This is a genomic window from Pantoea sp. BRR-3P (assembly GCF_039621635.1).
GTDB classification, from domain to species: Bacteria; Pseudomonadota; Gammaproteobacteria; order Enterobacterales; family Enterobacteriaceae; genus Pantoea; species Pantoea floridensis.
Map to the genome: position 1 here is coordinate 692,202 of NZ_CP155067.1, position 14,090 is coordinate 706,291.

Here is a 14,090-nt window from a genome sequence, read left to right on the forward strand (position 1 = left end):
ACTATTTTATTTAATAGCGTCCTGCTGGCGGCTTTACGCGGTATCACCGACGAATCGCGCACAACGGACATCAATCGGCAATCTAACGGGATTGGATGAGATGGTGTTGCAGAAATTAACGCAGGCGGAAGCGCTCCCGCCGCAGCCTTTAGTCGCCACGCGCGAGATGCATTACCACGCTGGACGTGAGGAGCGCTGGCACGCCCATGAAGTCGCGCAGCTGATATTCTGTTTTCAAGGAGTGATGCGAGTACAAACGCAGACCGCATCATGGACGTTAACGCCGGGCCGTGCGCTGTGGCTACCGGGGACTATTCCGCACGCCTTAATGGCATTAAGTGATATTCGCAGCCTGAGTTTGTACCTTGATCCCAAACTGGCGCGCGCCTTTTGGCCGCAGACACATAGCATGATGATTTCGCCGCTGCTGCAGGCGCTGATGCAAACGCTGGTGGAGAATGAGCAGCAGGCGCAGCCCGAGGCGGCGCGCGTAGAGTTAATCATGCCGCTATTACTGGATGAGATTCGTCGCGCACCGGCAGGCCCGGTGTGTAATTTGCCACTGCCCAGCGATCGCCGTTTGCTGAGTATTTGCCAGCAGCTACTGCAAGCGCCGGCCAGCAGCGATACGCTGGAAGCATGGGGACAGCGCGTCGGCGCGAGTTCACGCACGTTGGCACGTTTGTTCCGCGATCAAACCGGCATCACCTTTACGCAGTGGCGGCAGCAGTTACGATTATCCGAGGCACTGGTGCAATTGGCGCAGGGGCAAACGGTCGTTCGTATCGCCAATCAGCTGGGCTACCAAAGCCCCAGCGCATTTATCTCCATGTTTCGCCGTTTGATGGGGGAAACGCCGCAGCGATTTTTACGGATTTCAGCCTGAAATCGCCACGGCTTTGCAGGTTAATGGGCGCTGGCTGTGGGGCGTACGGTGATTTCACTGGTATCAACGTCGCCAGGTTGATCGATGGCCCAGCTCACCGCTTTGGCAATCGCTTCGGGTTTGAGTGCAATCTGGCGATAACGCTTCATGGCTTCCTGCGCCACGCTATCGGTAATGGTGTCAGCCAGTTCAGACTCCACCACGCCGGGATTAATCACCGTCACGCGCAGCTGTGGTGATTCCTGGCGTAAGCCATCGGAAATGGCGCGCACCGCGAACTTGGTGGCGCAATAGACTGCAGCGGTCGGCGAAACGGTTAGCGCACCGACGGAAGCGATATTAATAATGTGGCCATACTGCTGCGCCTGTAGGGTGGGCAGCACCGCCGCGATACCATAAAGTACGCCGCGAATATTGACGTCGAGCATCAAGTCCCACTCCTCAACCTTCATTGAACTCATCGGCGACAGCGGCATCACGCCCGCGTTGTTGATCATCACATCAATGCGGCCATATTTCGCCAGGGCAAAATCGGCCAGCTGTTGTGTATCAGCGCGCTGCGTGACATCGGTGGCTAAATAATCCACGCTGGCGCCAGAAAAGCGGAGCTCTTCGCACAGCATTGAGAGACGGTCGGTGCGGCGCGCGCCGAGCACGAGCTGATGACCAAGCTGTGCCAGATGGCGCGCAATGCCTTCGCCAATACCGCTGCTGGCGCCGGTTAAAATAATGACTTTTGGATTGCGTTGGGTCATGACGTATTCCTCGTTGAGTTGACGAGGTTATTGTCGATGCATCACGCCAGGCACAACAGACCGGATTGTGGCGCATGTTTGCCTGATTATCTCGCCGTCGTTGCGCATCGCTGATTTTAAACGCTATCCTTTGCCTGAATCTCTCACAGGAATAGTAATCATGTCGCGTACCGTTCAACAGCAAACCTGCGCATTACTTAGTCAGCTGGCACGTCAGGAAGGCTATACCGAATCGCTGCTGGACAGCGTGCGCTTTATGCGTGCCGATCGGCAATGGGCGCGCACGCCGGTGCTGTATGAACCGAGTATCATCATCATTTGCCAGGGATCGAAACGCGCCTTTCTCGCCGATAAAATGTATCGCTACGATGCGCAACATTATCTGGTGCTGTCGGTACCTCTGCCATTTTCTGCGGAGACGGAAGCCACTTCCGAAGAACCATTGCTGGGCATTGCTATTCGTTTGGATGTTGCGATGGTGGCGCGGTTGGTGGCGCAATTGGCTCACGGGCAAACAGCCATTACTGCTGCACCAGCGAGCATCATTTCTACGCCTATCGATCGGGCGTTAGCCCAAAGCACGCTGCGCTTGCTCGAAGCATTGAGCGATCCACTTGAGGCCAAGGTGTTAGGACCCGCACGGGTGGAAGAGATCTGTTTTCGCGTGTTGATGGGCGAACAGGGCGGCGCGGTGCGCGCGGCATTAACCTATCAGGGCCATTTTGGCCGGGTTGCCCGTGCTTTGCAGCGGATTCATGCCGACTGGCGTCAGCCGCTGGATGTGCCTTCTCTGGCAAAGGAAGCTGGCATGAGCGTGCCGCGTTTCCATCTGCATTTCAAAACTGTGACACAAACATCGCCGATTCAATATGTTAAATCGCTGCGCTTGCATCAGGCGCGTCTGATGATGATTCGCGACAATCTGACGGCCGCTGGCGCTGCGGCGCGGGTAGGATATGAAAGTGATTCGCAGTTTAATCGGGAGTTTAAACGGATGTTTGGACGTAGTCCGGCGGAGGAGGCGCGGGAAATGAAGCGGGCTTTTGAGCTGTTACCGCCGGAGCATTTGTCCGGCAGGCTACAGGCACACTGACTTAACGAATGCTCATCACCGCAACCACTACGATAATCCAAAACAGGCCACAACCCGTCAGCATCCATTGCCACACCCGGTGGCGCTCAGCGGCAAAAAGTCTGGAAAATTGTGAACGTAAAATTGGATGCATAGTGGCCTCACTTCAGAATATCAATAGAGAGATAGGCGGGCGAAATCAGGGTAATAGCGTCCGCGAACGTGAACATTCTGACCGTTTGTAAGGCGTAAGAGCGACGAGACCCGTCTTGCTTTTTGAGGGTAAAACGGCAAAGCCGCCATAAGGTGAGGATCTCTGGCGGCTTTACGAGACATGCTGCTGATCAGACGTTGCGCGTCACGCCGCCATCAACGCGAATATTTTGCGCCGTAATGTAGGCGGCACCCGGCGAAGCTAGGAAGGCGATGGTCGCAGCCACCTCTTCAGAAGTGCCATAGCGTTGTAAAGGTACGCTGTTACGGCGCTCATCGGTTTTCGGCAGGCTATCAATCCATCCCGGAAGCACATTGTTGATGCGAATATTATCTGCCGCGTAGGTATCTGCGAAAATTTTAGTGAACGAGGCTAAACCCGCGCGGAAAACGGCCGACGTGGGGAACATATCGGTAGGCTCAAACGTCCACGCCGAAGAGATATTGATGATGCTGCCGCCGCCTTGTTTCTGCATGATCGGCGTCACCAGCCGCGCGGCCCGTACCACATTGAGGAAATAGGTCTCCATGCCGCGCTGCCAATCCTCATCGCTTAATTGCAGAATCGGCGCACGAGGACCATGACCCGCACTGTTCACCAGCACATCGATACGGCCCCAGCGCGCCAGCGTTTGATCCACCAGCTTTTGCAAATCATCTACCGACTGGTTAGAACCCGTCACGCCCAAACCACCTAATTGCTTTGCTAGCGCTTCACCTTTTCCGGAAGAGGAGAGGATTGCCACTTTGTAGCCTTCGCTCGCCAGCTTCTCAGCCGCTGCTGCGCCCATGCCGCTGCCGCCAGCAACGATAACTGCAACTTTTTCTACTGTCATAGTATCTCTTCCTTATAAGTCAACATCGCTTAAACCCAGTATAAGTGCTAATTTCGACCGCAGAGAGCCACTCTTTTTGCCACTTGACGATAGGAAAACTACAGGATGAACCAGGGATTTAGCGCGCTACCCCCGCTGAATGCGTTGAAGGTCTTTGAAGCGGTAACGCGCCATCTCAATTTTCGTTTGGCGGCGGAAGAATTAGGCGTGACGCAAGGCGCGGTGGCACAACAAATTCGCGGGTTGGAAGCCAGCCTCGAATTGAAACTGTTTGATCGATTACCACGCACGCTGGCCTTGACCAGCGCGGGGGCGGGTTATGCCGTGAGTATCCGCCAGGCATTTGAATTAATTGATGAAGCTACGCGCACGCTGCGCCCTGAACCGAACCGTTTAACTCTCAGCGTAACGCCAACCTTTGCCAGCCGCTGGATGCTGCCGCGCTTACCGGATTTTACCGCCGCCTGGCCGGATATCGATCTACGCGTGCTGGCTTCCGAACGTTTGGTACAGTTTCATCATGAAGGTGTCGATTTAGCAGTGCGCTATGGCCGGCCACCGTTCGGCGCCGGTCTCGATGCCCGTATGCTGTTCAGCCAAACGGTGCTGGCGGTCGTAAGCCCCACGCTGCTTGCCGAGTTGGGTGATCCTGCCGAGATCAATCATTGCCTGCGCTATGCGTTATTGCACGATGGTCATCACCTTTGGCCCGCATTTCTCTCATTCATCTTCCCCCATGAGTCGCTGCATCATCAGCATCATCTGCGCTTCAATCAAACGGCACTGGCGCTCGAAGCGGCGATCGGCGGGCAAGGTATCGCGCTCACCAGCCCACATTTTGTGCAGAACGATATAGCGAGCGGGCGATTGGTCGTAGCGTTTGGCACGCAAATGACGATAGATGCGGGTTGGTATTTGGTGTGGCCAAAACGCCCACGTGAGCCTGCGACGGTGCAAGCGGTGCGTGACTGGCTTTTAACGCAGGTTCACGGTTGATTTTTGTTCAATAACGAAATCAGTAAAACTGATGATCCGCGCTGGATCATGAATGTTATAACTGCTTAATGATGCAGAAGTGAGTTTTTATCCTGCCAGAGCAGTGGATTAGAAAAATAGTGCGCAAATTCAGTAAGTAACAATAAGCATTGTGCGTTGCATTCTGCCGGGTGCTGTGAATAAATACGGAATCAATTTTAATAAAAATGCCATAAAGGCCAGGTTTACGCCTGAGAAAGATCTCCGCAAACATGACCGATCATAAAGATGTTTTAGCCAGGGACATCAGCGCCAAAAGCGAAAGCATGCAGGCGCATCTCATCGCCATTCGTCGTGATATCCATGCGCATCCGGAGCTGGGTTTTGATACCCAGCGTACCGCCACGCTCGTTGAGCAGGAACTGCTGCGCCTTGGACTGGTGCCAAAGACGGGCGTCGGCAGAACCGGTGTCATGGTGGATATCGTGGGCGCGCATCCCGGTAAAACCGTACTGTTACGCGCTGATATGGATGCCTTGCCGATCCACGAACAAACCGGCCTGTCGTTCAGCAGCCAGTATCCGGGCAAAATGCACGCCTGCGGGCATGATATTCATACCGCGACCCTGCTGGGTGTGGCGGCGATTGTGCCGTACTACCGTGCACAACTGCATGGCACCCTGCGGTTAATTTTCCAGCCAGCGGAAGAGACGCCAGAAAGCGGTGCCGAAGCGATGATCGCCGATGGCGCGGCGGACGGCGTCGATCTCGCCATCACCCTGCACAACAAACCGGAGCTGGCCGCGGGCGAAATTGGCCTGACGCGTGGTGCCAGCACCGCATCCAGCGACGAATTTGATGTGGTGGTGCACGGTAAATCGACTCATGCCGCCCGTCCGCATATGGGCACCGATCCGATCATTGCGGCGGTGAACCTGGTCAGCCAGTTGCAAACCATCATTTCACGCGAACTCGATCCGGCCAATTCGGCGGTGCTGACCATTGGCCACATTCATGGCGGCACCACCCACAATATTATTTCTGATAGCTGCCTACTGCAGGGCACGGTACGCGCCAAATCGCCAGCCGCGCGGGCGCATATCGAAGAAGCGTTTAAGCGCATCTGCGCCGGTGTGGCGCTGTCGTTGAATGTGCGCGTTGAGGTCAATTATCAGCGCGGCGTACCGCCGTTAATGAACGACGATGGGTTAATCGACGCGTTGGAACTGATTTTGTCGCATCAGTTTGGTAAAGCGATCGTTGCTAAACCGAGCGCCAGCTTTGGTGCCGAAGATTTTTCACTGTTTACCGAGCGCGTGCCCGGCTGTCAGATCCACATTGGCTCCGGCGCGCCAGGGCGCGACGATCATCTGCACAATTCGGATTATCAACCCGACGAGCGCAGCATCCATGCCAGCACGCAGGCGCTAGCCCGTTTAGCCATTGATTTACTCTCTTAAAATAACGAACTCTGAGGTTTTATGATGATGCGTAAAGGACTGTTTACCGCCTCTGTGGGCATGTTGCTGCTTGCCTCTTCCGCGCTGGTGCAAGCCAAAGATTTTGGCACGGTGAAATTTGCTACCGAAGCCGCTTATCCGCCGTTTAACCAATCTACGCCAGGCGGCAAAATCGTTGGTTATGAACCGGATATGGTGGCGGAAATCGCTAAGCGCGCCGGTTTTAAATACGAAATCGTGGCGCAGAAATGGTCCGGTATGATTCCAGGTTTGGTCGACGGTAAATATGACGCGGTAATCGATGCCGTGACCGTCACGCCAAAGCGTGAAGAAGTGGTGGATTTCTCCCGCCAATACACCGTGAGTATTTCGGGTTTCGTTACCCTGAAGGGCAGTGCGGTTGATACGCTGCCGGGCAATGGCGAAGTGGTATTGGCGAATGACGAAGCGGGCATGACCAAATCCATTGACGCGCTGAAAGCGAAATTCAAAGGCAAAACCATCGCGGTGCAGGTTGCCACCATCCAGGCTGACTTCCTTAACAAATATCTGGCCGATGTGGCGACGATTCGTACCTATCAGGCCGGCCCGGAAACCTTCGCCGATCTGCTTAACGGCCGCGTTGATGCGGTGATGGCATCACGCACCAACCTGAATGCCTATGTGAAAAAACATGCAGATACCGTGAACAGCACCGGTTATGGCTTCTCAGGCGGCGTGTTGGGCCAGGGGTCGGCGATTGCGATTCAGAAAAACAATCCTGAGCTAAAAGCCGCACTGGATAGCGCATTAAATTCAATGATCAAAGATGGCACGCTGAAGCAGCTGTCTGAAAAATGGTTCGGCGAAAACGTCGCACCAGCGGAGTAATTTCAGGCGCTTATGGCTATTGATTGGCAACTCTTAGGGTTTGGTGACGAAGGTTGGGGCGGCGTGTTGCTTAACGCCGCCACGGTGACCGTCACCGTTTCATTGTGTGCATGGGTTCTGGGGGCGATCCTTGGCAGCCTGCTGTGCTGGATGCAGATTGGTGGCGCGCGTTGGCAACAGCGCCTCGCTAGTGGCTACATCACGCTGTTTCGCGGCGTACCGGAACTGCTGGTGATCTACCTGTTTTACTTTGGTGGACGTCAGGTGGTGTCGTTCGTAGGGGAAAGCCTCGGGCTGCAAGGTCCGTTCGATGTGAACGGTTTTGTCGCCGGCGCCATCGCCATCGGTCTGATTTCCGGCGCTTATCAAAGTAGCGTATTCCGCGGGGCATTTTATGCCATACCGAAAGGTACGCTGGAAGCCGCTACGGTGACGGGGATGGGCCGCCTGATGCTGTTCCGCCGCATGATTGTGCCGCAGGCGCTGAAAACCGCGCTGCCGGGCATGGGCAATCAGTGGCAGTCGGTGATCAAAGAGTCGGCGCTGGTGTCGGTGACCGGTCTGGTGGAAACCATGAATCAGATTTCCACCGCGTCGAACTCCACCCAGATGCCGTTTTTCTTCTACAGCGTGGGAGCGGTGATCTACCTGATTATCACCACCTGTTCTGACTTTGTTTTCCGCTATGTGGAAAAAGTGGCCATGCGCGGCCAACAACGCGCGCGGTTGTAAGGAGCCACAATGGACATTACTTTTCTGCAAAACACGCTAGCGGCATTGCTGCGTGGCCTGCCGCTGACGCTCAACCTGGCGCTGCTATCCCTGCTCGGCGGCGGCATACTGGCGCTGCTGCTTAACCTGCTGCGACAACATCGGCTTGGCAGCTACGTGACGCGTTTCTACGTCTGGGTATTTCGCGGTACGCCGCTGCTGATTCAAATTTTCATGATTTATTATGGCCTTGGCAGTTTGCCAGCGGTGCGTGAAAGCGTACTGTGGCCGCTGCTGCGCGATCCTTACTGGTGCGGCTTGATTGCGCTGGTGCTTAATGATGCAGCCTACACCTCAGAGATTCTGCGCGGTGGCCTGAATGCGGTAAGCGTGCAGTCGCTGGAAGCCGCGAAGGTGAGCGGCATGTCGCGCTTTACCACACTGCGCCGTATCACGCTGCCGCTGGCGGTGCGTCAGGCACTCCCGGCTTACAGCAACGAAATTATCTCGATGATCAAATCCACGTCGCTGGTGAGTACCATTAGCCTGATGGAGATGACCGGCATTGCCGATTCGATCGTCTCTGAGACGTTTCGCGCGCTGGAGGTCTTTATCAGCGCGGCAATTATCTATCTGCTGCTGACCGTGCTGGTGAGTAAAGCTGTGGCGCTGCTGGAGCGCCGTTTGTCCCCTTATCACGTTGGAGCACGTCCATGAGCAAACCCACTATCGCCCTGAGCCATCTCAGAAAAAGTTATAGCGGGCATGAAGTGCTGCATGACATCAGCCTGACGGCGCAGGATGGCGATGTGATATCACTGATTGGAGCCAGTGGTTCGGGCAAAAGTACCTTGCTGCGTTGCATCCCGTTTCTGGAAGTGCCGCAGGGCGGAGAAATAGCGGTGGGTGACGAAGTGGTCACCATCGACAACGCCGATGAGAAACTGAGCCGTGAGCAGCAACGCCGCATTAAACTGATGCGCATGCAGCTGGGTTTTGTCTTCCAGAGCTTTAACCTGTGGCCGCATAAAACGGTGTTGCAGAACATCATCGAAGCGCCCGTGCATGTGCAAAAGCGCAGCAGCAAAGAGGCGATAGAAGAGGCTGAAGCGCTGCTGCACAAAGTGGGTCTGTATGAAAAACGCAACGCCTGGCCGTCGCAGCTTTCTGGCGGTCAGCAACAGCGTGTAGCCATTGCGCGTGCGCTGGCGCAGCAGCCGAAAGCGATTCTGTTTGATGAGCCAACGTCGGCGCTGGATCCCGAGCTGGTGGGCGAAGTGCTGCGCGTCATTCGCAGCCTGGCGGAGGAGGGGCGCACCATGATTATCGTGACCCATGAAATGGGTTTCGCGCGCGATGTGTCGAATAAAGCGGTGTTCCTGCACCAGGGCAAGATTGAGGAAGCCGGTTCGCCGCAGCAGGTGTTTAGCGATCCCCTGTCTGCACGCTGTCGCGCCTTTGTCACGAGTCACTTGCAGCGCAACAGCTAACCAGAATAGTGCTAATGGTTTTCCCAAGCAAAGTGTGGAAAAATCGCCCTCCTCTCAACGGAGGGTTTTTTCATTGTCGAGCGACGGAAAATTATGCCTCACACTTACCGCCCATGGATGAAAAGGTATTGGCTGGCCTGGCTCCTGCTTGTGCTGATCACCTTGATAGCGCTGTTTGCCGATCAAATTTTGCAGCAGCAGCGAGCGGCGGAAGCGCATTTTCATCAGCAGTTTAATCGCCTGGCTGCCTATCAAACGCAGAACGAAACGCTGTTGCCGCTGCTCACTGGCGATGAAAAGCTTGCCGATCTGCAAACAAAATTCCCGCAGATTGTTCTGCTGGAGCATACCGTTAATCGTCCGCTTACCGCGCCGCGCTTTGAAGAGGTGAGCGGCGGACGCTACTGGCTTTACAATCCTTATCGGCAGATCCGCATGCTGGTGGATTTGCATTTTGCCTTGCAAACGCCGGATGTCGCGCTCGCGCTTGCGTTCCATATCCATGCGCAGCCCGCCATTCAGGCGGCGGCCTATTCTGAGACTGCCCGCTGGCAGTGGCAGCGGCCGTTTATCAATCACTATCAACCTTTCTTACTGAAAGGGAGTGCGAATCCTGACTGGCGAGCTTTGCACCTGCTGCCTTTTGTGCTGGCGCTGCTGGTGTGGCTGGCGATCGGTGCACTTGGCGGATGGCTGCTGCGACACTGGCGCCAGCATGTGGCGATGCGCCTGCGCGCTGAATATTTTCAACGTTCACGTCGCGAAGCGCTGGGAGAATTTACCGCGGGAATTATTCATGAAATCAACCAGCCGCTGACCGCGATTAACACCTGGCTGCACAGCAGTCAGCTGCTGTTAAAGCTGGGCAAATACGAGAATCTTCCGCAAGCGCTTAACGCCATGAGCCTGCAAACCGAGCGTCTCGCCGGCTTGCTACAGCGCTTTCGCGATATTGTCAGTGAACGTCCGGTGACGATGAGTGCCGTCAACCCGGAAGCGGTGTGGCGCCGGGTGACGCTATTGCTGCAACAAGAACTGGAAGAGGGCAATGTCGCGCTGCATCAGCAATTCCAGCACCATCAGGTGCAGGTAATGAGCGATCCTCAATGGCTGGAACAGGTATTCCACAATGTGCTTCAGAACGCGATACATATGCAGCAAGGCCGCGCTGATGCAGGGGTAAAAATTGTTTCGGAGCATGCTCCGCACGGCATCAAGATCACCATCAGCGATAACGGCCCAGGTTTTTCTGCGGAAGGATTGGCGCAGGCCTGCATGCCGTTTTACAGCTCACGCGCCAATAGCATGGGGTTAGGCATGACGCTGGTAGAGAGCCTGATGTTACGCATGAATGGTCAGCTCAGGCTGGCGAATCGCGCTGAGGGCGGCGCGGAAATAACCTTAATTTTCCAACTGGCGGAGTAACGGAATGAGCGCGAAGGTTTGGTTAGTGGATGATGATTTATCCGTGCGTGAATCGCTCGGTTTTCTGCTGAAAGCGCTGGATTATGAGGTGGAAGATTTTGCCGACCTAGCCGCGTTTGAAGCAGCCACACATTCGCGTGAACCGCTGCGCGGTTGTTTGCTGTTGGACGTGCGGATGCCGGGGATTAGCGGACTGAGTTGGCTAGCGGAGCAGGGCGATCGCCACCCGCTGTTGCCTGTGATTATTATGACAGGCCACGGGACAATCGATGCCTGTCGCCGCGCGTTTCGCCAGGGAGCGTTTGAGTTTTATACCAAACCGCTGGACATCGAACCGTTACTGGAAACGCTTCATCAGGCGATGAATGAAAGCCAGCAGCGTGCCGATCGCTGGCAGTCGCAGCAGGGGCTGCAGGCGCGCTTTGCCTTGCTTTCCGCACGTGAAAGTGAAGTCATGCAGCTGATGATTGCCGGTCACACCAGCAAAGCGATCGCGCGTGATTTATCGCTGTCGCCGCGTACCGTTGAGGCGCACCGTGCCGCGGTGCTTGCTAAGCTGGAGCTCGATAATCTCGCGCAACTGATTCACGCCTGGCAGCAGTTGAACCAGGTATAACTACCTGGCCCAACGCGTAATCGCCCGAATATTTCTTTTCCTGCCTGCGGATTACAGTGTCACTCACTATTAAACAGGAGTGACACATGAACATGCGCCTTTCTCTCATCACCGCTGTGGCGGCCGTTGTTTCTTTCGGCAGTCACGCTGCATTAACCGAATCCAACCTTTCACTGGCGGATGCGCAGAAGATCGCTAGCGCAGCAATTCAGTCGTGTGCGGCGAAAAACTATAACGTTACCGTCACCGTGGTGGATCGCGCCGGGCTGGTTAAAGCCGTACAGCGCATGGATAACGCCGGTCCGCACACCGTCGAAGCCAGCCAGATGAAAGCGTATACCGCGCTGAGCACCAAAAACCTCAGCGGGAAAGTGATGGAAACCGCGCAGAGCAATGCGGGCGCGCAGAATATGCGTGACGTTCCTGGCTTCCTGCTATTGGCAGGCGGCGTGCCGGTGAAAAGCGGTGAACAGGTGATTGGTGCGATTGGCATCGGCGGCGCGCCGGGCGGAAATCTGGATGAAGCCTGTGCGATGGATGCGCTGAAAGCGATTCAGTAATCGGCACCAGGTCGCCATCAATGGCGACCCAACAATCTGCGCACTGGAATACAGTAGGGTGCGCATTAATGCGCACCGAGCAGAAGCACAAACCGTGGCTTAACCGATCGGCATTACGCCATCAGTGGCGACCCTACAACCTACGCACTGGAATACAGTAGGGTGCGCATTAATGCGCACCGAGCAGAAGCACAACCGTGGCTTAACCGATCGGCGTTACGCCATCAGTGGCGACCCTACAACCTACGCATTGGAATTCAGTAGGGTGCGCATTAATGCGCACTGAGCAGAAGCACAAACCGTGGCTTAACCGATCGGCGTTACGCCATCAATGGCGACCCTACAATCTACGCACTGGAATACAGTAGGGTGCGCATTAATGCGCACCGAGCAGAAGCACAAACCGTGGCTTAACCGATCGGCATTACGCCATCAGTGACCATCTTATACGCGGCGTGACAGCGCAAAGCTGATTAGCGGCACTGGCAAGGTAAACAGCAGCAACAGCCACAGCAGCACATACACCGCATCAATCCCGTTGTTTTGCAGATTATTATAGAGCTGCACCGGCATCCCCTGAGGGAAATAGGCAAAGATCATCACAATGCCAAACTCACCCATGGCGCGTGCCCACGCCAGCGCGCTGGCTGAGGCCAATCCCGGCGCGGCGAGCGGTATCGACAAGCGCCAGAAACGTTGCCACGGTGACGCACCTAGCGTGCGGCCCGCCTCCAGAATATCCATCGGCACGCCGGCAAATGCCGAGCGAGCGCTGGTAATGAAATAGGGGAGTGCGCCATACCACTGCGCGAGAACAAAGGCGGCAGGATTGTTGACCAGCGTCCAGCCAAACTTGCTCAGCAACTCGCCTGGCACGCTGTAAGGCCCGTAGGCGCTGACCAATAAAATCCCCATCGCCAGCGGCGGCGTCAGAAGCGGAATCATCACCAGCAGTTCAACCATTAACCGTGCCCGTCCCCGAGCCTGCGACAGCCACCATGCCACCGGCAAGCCACTGATAAAAATCAGCAGCAGCGCGATGGCTCCTAAACCTAGCGAGGTCACAATCGCACTGCCATCACCCCACGCGAGTTGCAGGTGCTGCCAGTGGGTGACGCCAATCAGCGTGAGAAACGGCACCGCCAGCAACAGCAGTGCCGGCAGTGACAGCCACAGCGCGGTAGCGTGACGGATTTTCATTACGGGTAAATTGAACCGCCTTTTGGTACGGCGTATCCATTCTGTTTAAATAACGCCTGGCCTGACGGGCTGAGCATGAAATCAACAAAGGCTTTGCCGGCCGCACTGCCGTGTGGGGCATTTTTCAACACGGCCGCATAGTAGACCAGCGGCTGCGTATGCAACACTTTGTCTTTGCCCTCGCTGTCTTTCACGCTAAAGCTCACCGTGTCATACCACTGTTTCGCCATCGCGGGATTACTCAGATTTATCTCGTCGGGCAACGCCACATAAGGCAGATGCGCGGAGATCACTTCGCTCTCATAACCGGCTGCGGCATCAACCTGACCGCTTTCCAAACGCGTCAACAGGCCGCCTTCGAGATGGGTTTGCGCCGGGTTTTGATAGCCGCCCATAATTTTATCGGCGATGCCTGGCTGCTGGTAATACTTCTCCGCCAGCAGCAGGGTGAAGATGATGTTCTGACCTTTAGGATCGTTGATCGGATCGGTGCGACCAAACTTGATACCCGGTGTTGCCAGCACTTTCAGCCAGCTGGCATCGCTACCTTTTGCCTGAGCAAACTGCTGCGCATATTGACCTTTCGGACTGTACGCCACCACCATACTGGTGCTCGCAACGGGAACCGCATCGTCAATTAAGCCGGCATCTTTCAGGATCTGCATTGGGCCGGGCGTGATGGATACGAACACATCGGCGGTAATTTTTTTGCTCGCCAGCAAGCGCGCCATACCATATGCGCCCTGTCCCTGGCCTTCGTACTTGCCACTATTCTTTTTAGCAAAGGCTGGACCTAAAGCTTGATCCATGACTTTGCCCATGGAGCCGGCATAAGTGACGCGAATATCGGTATTGGCTTGAGCATGCAAACTCAAGCCCGCGCCAGCGGTGAGCAGCAGCGCGGTGAGGTGTGTGAATCGCATTCCCTTTCTCGCTATATAATTAGGTAGATAGCGATTATCGGAAATCGCCTTCGCAGTGCAAGGGAAAATCTATTGCGAAATCATACTAAAGGCCTGCC

16 protein-coding genes are annotated in these 14,090 nt (G+C 55.5%); 11 read left to right on the forward strand and 5 right to left on the reverse strand.

Translation table 11 applies throughout. From position 1 onward, the window contains the following. Window positions 1-100: 100 nt before the first annotated feature. Complete coding sequence (locus tag AAGR08_RS22665; protein ID WP_345830338.1) at window positions 101-886, forward strand: helix-turn-helix transcriptional regulator; 786 nt, start codon at window positions 101-103, stop codon at window positions 884-886. A gap of 20 nt (window positions 887-906) precedes the next feature. Here the strand turns inward: AAGR08_RS22665 and AAGR08_RS22670 are convergent, their stop codons facing one another. Beyond that, window positions 907-1,641 carry an SDR family oxidoreductase gene (locus AAGR08_RS22670; RefSeq protein WP_345830339.1) on the reverse strand — a complete coding sequence of 245 codons (735 nt, stop codon included), beginning with the start codon at window positions 1,639-1,641 and terminating at the stop codon, window positions 907-909. A 160-nt stretch (window positions 1,642-1,801) separates the two neighbouring features. Between AAGR08_RS22670 and AAGR08_RS22675 the strand changes: the two genes are divergently transcribed. After that, on the forward strand, window positions 1,802-2,734 hold the full coding sequence (locus AAGR08_RS22675; protein ID WP_345830340.1) for an AraC family transcriptional regulator: 933 nt from the start codon (window positions 1,802-1,804) through the stop codon (window positions 2,732-2,734). 1 nt (window position 2,735) lies between these two features. Here the strand turns inward: AAGR08_RS22675 and AAGR08_RS22680 are convergent, their stop codons facing one another. Further along, window positions 2,736-2,867, reverse strand: a complete 132-nt coding sequence (locus AAGR08_RS22680; RefSeq protein WP_345830341.1) for a hypothetical protein — start codon at window positions 2,865-2,867, stop codon at window positions 2,736-2,738. Between the two features lie 190 nt (window positions 2,868-3,057). Further along, window positions 3,058-3,762 (reverse strand): SDR family oxidoreductase, encoded by a 705-nt coding sequence (locus AAGR08_RS22685; RefSeq protein WP_097098198.1) that lies wholly within the window; start codon window positions 3,760-3,762, stop codon window positions 3,058-3,060. 105 nt (window positions 3,763-3,867) lie between these two features. Here AAGR08_RS22685 and AAGR08_RS22690 point away from each other — a divergent pair, with 105 nt between their 5' ends. From AAGR08_RS22690 to AAGR08_RS22730, 9 genes are all read left to right on the forward strand, one after another. Then, entirely contained in the window at window positions 3,868-4,758 is an 891-nt protein-coding gene (locus AAGR08_RS22690; RefSeq protein ID WP_345830343.1) for a LysR substrate-binding domain-containing protein, read from the forward strand. 251 nt (window positions 4,759-5,009) lie between these two features. Beyond that, window positions 5,010-6,197, forward strand: coding sequence for a M20 family metallopeptidase (locus tag AAGR08_RS22695; RefSeq protein WP_345830344.1), 1,188 nt, complete (start codon window positions 5,010-5,012; stop codon window positions 6,195-6,197). 21 nt (window positions 6,198-6,218) lie between these two features. Beyond that, window positions 6,219-7,067, forward strand: coding sequence for a transporter substrate-binding domain-containing protein (locus AAGR08_RS22700; RefSeq protein WP_176519240.1), 849 nt, complete (start codon window positions 6,219-6,221; stop codon window positions 7,065-7,067). A gap of 12 nt (window positions 7,068-7,079) precedes the next feature. Continuing rightward, a complete protein-coding gene (locus AAGR08_RS22705) occupies window positions 7,080-7,799 on the forward strand; it encodes an ABC transporter permease subunit (RefSeq protein WP_097098194.1) in 720 nt (239 codons plus the stop codon). Between the two features lie 9 nt (window positions 7,800-7,808). Beyond that, window positions 7,809-8,495, forward strand: coding sequence for an ABC transporter permease subunit (locus AAGR08_RS22710; protein WP_345830347.1), 687 nt, complete (start codon window positions 7,809-7,811; stop codon window positions 8,493-8,495). Beyond that, window positions 8,492-9,268, forward strand: a complete 777-nt coding sequence (locus AAGR08_RS22715; protein ID WP_097098192.1) for an ATP-binding cassette domain-containing protein — start codon at window positions 8,492-8,494, stop codon at window positions 9,266-9,268. The genes AAGR08_RS22710 and AAGR08_RS22715 overlap by 4 nt, the downstream gene beginning before the upstream one ends. Window positions 9,269-9,361: 93 nt before the next feature. After that, window positions 9,362-10,693, forward strand: coding sequence for an ATP-binding protein (locus tag AAGR08_RS22720; RefSeq protein WP_345830349.1), 1,332 nt, complete (start codon window positions 9,362-9,364; stop codon window positions 10,691-10,693). A gap of 4 nt (window positions 10,694-10,697) precedes the next feature. Then, window positions 10,698-11,309 (forward strand): response regulator, encoded by a 612-nt coding sequence (locus AAGR08_RS22725; RefSeq protein ID WP_345830351.1) that lies wholly within the window; start codon window positions 10,698-10,700, stop codon window positions 11,307-11,309. An 86-nt stretch (window positions 11,310-11,395) separates the two neighbouring features. Then, window positions 11,396-11,869: a heme-binding protein gene (locus AAGR08_RS22730; RefSeq protein WP_345830352.1), complete on the forward strand. Its 474-nt coding sequence runs from the start codon at window positions 11,396-11,398 to the stop codon at window positions 11,867-11,869. A gap of 444 nt (window positions 11,870-12,313) precedes the next feature. Here the strand turns inward: AAGR08_RS22730 and AAGR08_RS22735 are convergent, their stop codons facing one another. After that, entirely contained in the window at window positions 12,314-13,069 is a 756-nt protein-coding gene (locus tag AAGR08_RS22735; protein WP_345830353.1) for an ABC transporter permease subunit, read from the reverse strand. After that, a complete protein-coding gene (locus AAGR08_RS22740) occupies window positions 13,069-13,992 on the reverse strand; it encodes an extracellular solute-binding protein (protein ID WP_345830355.1) in 924 nt (307 codons plus the stop codon). The genes AAGR08_RS22735 and AAGR08_RS22740 overlap by 1 nt, the downstream gene beginning before the upstream one ends. Window positions 13,993-14,090 lie beyond the last annotated feature (98 nt).

Coding starts and splice junctions, on each gene's coding strand:
- AAGR08_RS22690 (WP_345830343.1), top strand. CDS start 3,868: ATGAACCAGGGATTTAGCGCGCTACCCCCGCTGAATGCGTTGAAGGTC.
- AAGR08_RS22695 (WP_345830344.1), top strand. CDS start 5,010: ATGACCGATCATAAAGATGTTTTAGCCAGGGACATCAGCGCCAAAAGC.
- AAGR08_RS22670 (WP_345830339.1), bottom strand. CDS start 1,641: ATGACCCAACGCAATCCAAAAGTCATTATTTTAACCGGCGCCAGCAGC.
- AAGR08_RS22685 (WP_097098198.1), bottom strand. CDS start 3,762: ATGACAGTAGAAAAAGTTGCAGTTATCGTTGCTGGCGGCAGCGGCATG.
- AAGR08_RS22720 (WP_345830349.1), top strand. CDS start 9,362: ATGCCTCACACTTACCGCCCATGGATGAAAAGGTATTGGCTGGCCTGG.
- AAGR08_RS22715 (WP_097098192.1), top strand. CDS start 8,492: ATGAGCAAACCCACTATCGCCCTGAGCCATCTCAGAAAAAGTTATAGC.
- AAGR08_RS22680 (WP_345830341.1), bottom strand. CDS start 2,867: ATGCATCCAATTTTACGTTCACAATTTTCCAGACTTTTTGCCGCTGAG.
- AAGR08_RS22665 (WP_345830338.1), top strand. CDS start 101: ATGGTGTTGCAGAAATTAACGCAGGCGGAAGCGCTCCCGCCGCAGCCT.
- AAGR08_RS22740 (WP_345830355.1), bottom strand. CDS start 13,992: ATGCGATTCACACACCTCACCGCGCTGCTGCTCACCGCTGGCGCGGGC.
- AAGR08_RS22730 (WP_345830352.1), top strand. CDS start 11,396: ATGAACATGCGCCTTTCTCTCATCACCGCTGTGGCGGCCGTTGTTTCT.
- AAGR08_RS22725 (WP_345830351.1), top strand. CDS start 10,698: ATGAGCGCGAAGGTTTGGTTAGTGGATGATGATTTATCCGTGCGTGAA.
- AAGR08_RS22700 (WP_176519240.1), top strand. CDS start 6,219: ATGATGATGCGTAAAGGACTGTTTACCGCCTCTGTGGGCATGTTGCTG.
- AAGR08_RS22735 (WP_345830353.1), bottom strand. CDS start 13,069: ATGAAAATCCGTCACGCTACCGCGCTGTGGCTGTCACTGCCGGCACTG.
- AAGR08_RS22705 (WP_097098194.1), top strand. CDS start 7,080: ATGGCTATTGATTGGCAACTCTTAGGGTTTGGTGACGAAGGTTGGGGC.
- AAGR08_RS22675 (WP_345830340.1), top strand. CDS start 1,802: ATGTCGCGTACCGTTCAACAGCAAACCTGCGCATTACTTAGTCAGCTG.
- AAGR08_RS22710 (WP_345830347.1), top strand. CDS start 7,809: ATGGACATTACTTTTCTGCAAAACACGCTAGCGGCATTGCTGCGTGGC.